This is a genomic window from Mycobacterium sp., from assembly GCF_049673265.1.
GTDB lineage: Bacteria > Actinomycetota > Actinomycetes > Mycobacteriales > Mycobacteriaceae > Mycobacterium.
In genome coordinates, this window is sequence record NZ_JBATXN010000710.1 from 1 (window position 1) to 2,588 (window position 2,588).

Here is a 2,588-nt window from a genome sequence, read left to right on the forward strand (position 1 = left end):
GCACCGGGCTCATCCAGGGCGGCGGTGAGGATGCCCAAATCGGCGGCCAGGGCCGCACTGATCTTCATGGCGAGTTTGCTCCGCTGGGCGCGCCCGAGCGCGGATCGAGCCTGCCGGTGCCGAACAGGCGAGTCGCCTGCAGGGTGGGAAACGCGCGACGCAAGCCAGGACCCGTCGCGTTGACTGTTTACCCATCCACCAACCTACGCGCGTCACACGCTGCAGCGGGAGTTCGGCTGCAGGCCGACGTGGTGGTTCGGGCTCAGATCGGGTCGCGTCGGGCGCGGGCGCGGCGCACCGCTTCATCGACGATGTGTTGGGCCACCTCAGCCAATTTGCGGTGTTCGGTTTGGCTGATCGTCCGCAGCTGAGTGAACGCCTCCTCGGCGCTCCGCCCGCTGCGCCCCCGGATCAGGCCGATCGCCTGATCGATCACCGGGCGCGTCGACAGCGCCTTCTGCAACTGGGCGGTCAACGCCATCGCGTGTGCGAGGACCTGGGCGTTATGCACCGCCACCGCAGCGGGTTTGGCGAACAGTTCCCCCAGTTCGGCGGCGTGTTCATCGAAGACGTCTTTGCTGCGGGCGTAGACATTGATCGCGCCGATCACCCGATCCGACAGCAGCAGCGGCAGCGACAGCGCACTGTGCACGCCCAAGCGACCCACTCGCGGACCGAACCGCGGCCACATCTTTTCCCCGCCCAACGACCCACACCGCACCGTCCGCCGCTCCAGTGCCGCAGTGATGCAGGGTCCCTCCTTGAGGGTCACGTACTGAATCTCGTCGATCTCGGCGACAAACCGGGCACTCGCGGCCAAAGTCTCCACCATGTTGTCGACCCGGTCGACCTGCAATAAGGTAACCCCGGCACCGTCGGCTCCCGGTATCGCGTGCACCGCGAACGTCGACACCTCGGCCAGCAACTCAGGCAACCCCAGACTGCCCGCCACCAAGCCCGCCAGGTCCTCGATCCCGCCGCGCAAATCGGCGGCATCAGCGGTAGCCTGCTGCGCGCTCAGCGACCCCAACGGTAAGCCGTCGGCGTCCTCGGTGAACTCCGTCATACCTGCGCTCAATAGTCTTGGCGGAGCTGGGAATCGACACCGAAACCCAGCACCCTACCCATGACGCAACCGTCACGAGATGGTTGTCAGGACGATATTACTCCGGCGGCGGTGGCGTAGAAGGACACTGTCGCGCGCACAAGCAGTCCAACGGGTGTAGCGTCAAGAGTGCTGAGAATTTCAGCTCGTCCGGGATGAGTTCAGCCGTCCGCCGCTTGACTCAAGGAGCATTGGCTCCGAACCCTCACACGCCGGTGATCCAATGCACGTCAGGTCACCATGACCACTTCACTTCTTCCGGCCAATACTGGCGTTTCCCTGCCAGATTTACCCCGGACCGAACCCACCGAACCCATTGATGATCCACGCATTCTGGCGCCCCAGATCCCGACGTCGGCTGCCTCGCGGACTTCCTCGTGCGTAACAACGGCTTCACCCGCAGTTGAGGGCCGAACCCCAGATTCGTCGATACCTACGAAGGACATGCTATGAAAGCTTTGATCATGCTGGTTGCGGTGCTTCTCGTTGTCGCCCTGATCGTGTTGTCGTTGTCGATCAGAGTGGTGACCCAATACGAGAAGGGTGTGTTGTTCCGCCTCGGCAAGGTGGTCGGTGTTAAGGACCCTGGGCTGGCCGTGATCATCCCTGTCATCGATCGGCTGGTGAAGGTGTCGCTGCGAATTGTGACGATGCCGATCCAGTCCCAGGGCATCATCACCCGCGACAACGTCAGCGTCGACATTTCGGCGGTCGCCTACTTCCGGGTTGTTGACGCGGTGAAATCGGTGATCGCCATCGAGAACGTCCACGCCGCGATCAACGAGATCGCGCAAACCACGCTGCGCAAGGTGGTCGGCCAGCACACCCTTGACCAGGCGCTGTCGGAGACCGACACCATCAACGCCGATATCCGAAAGATCCTCGACATTGCGACACTCGAATGGGGTGTTGAAGTGACACTGGTCGAGCTCAAAGACATCCAATTGCCCGACAGTATGAAGCGCGCGATGGCTCGGCAAGCCGAGGCCGAGCGCGAGAAGCGAGCCAAAATTATTGCGGCGGAGGGCGAATCGATGGCCGCGGCCGCGTTGGGTGAGGCGTCGGACACGATGATGGCCCACCCGTTGGCATTGCAACTGCGCAACCTGCAAACGCTTGTCGAACTGGGGGTGGAGAAGAACACCACGATCGTGTTCCCGGCGCCGCTCATGAGCGCGATCGGTGAACTGGGCGCCTTCCTCGCCAGAGAAGGTGCGGCCGCCGCGTCCCCACCCCAACCGGTCGCCACCGCGAATGGGGCCGACACGTCAACGCAACCGGGCCCACCGCCCGCAAACGGCCTGGTTGCCGGACTTGACATCAAGGCCACTGGAACCCCATGACGGTCTGCCCTTCCCGGCCGCTACCACCATCACGTCACACGGGAACGAGCGGGCTGCGCCGTAGGTCGATCGATCCTCTCAGCAGCGCATGTCGACAACCGCCGACTCCTCCAACTTGTCGACAGTAATCGCACCTTGTG

General features: G+C 63.4%; 2 protein-coding genes. One reads left to right on the forward strand and one right to left on the reverse strand.

Going from position 1 to position 2,588, the window contains the following annotated elements; genetic code table 11:
- Positions 1–262 precede the first annotated feature (262 nt).
- Positions 263–1,066: a GAF and ANTAR domain-containing protein gene (locus tag WBF82_RS24185; protein WP_424385453.1), complete on the reverse strand. Its 804-nt coding sequence runs from the start codon at positions 1,064–1,066 to the stop codon at positions 263–265.
- A 488-nt stretch (positions 1,067–1,554) separates the two neighbouring features.
- On the opposite strand from WBF82_RS24185, the gene WBF82_RS24190 reads away from it, so the two are divergent.
- Entirely contained in the window at positions 1,555–2,448 is an 894-nt protein-coding gene (locus WBF82_RS24190; protein ID WP_424385454.1) for a slipin family protein, read from the forward strand.
- Positions 2,449–2,588: the final 140 nt, after the last annotated feature.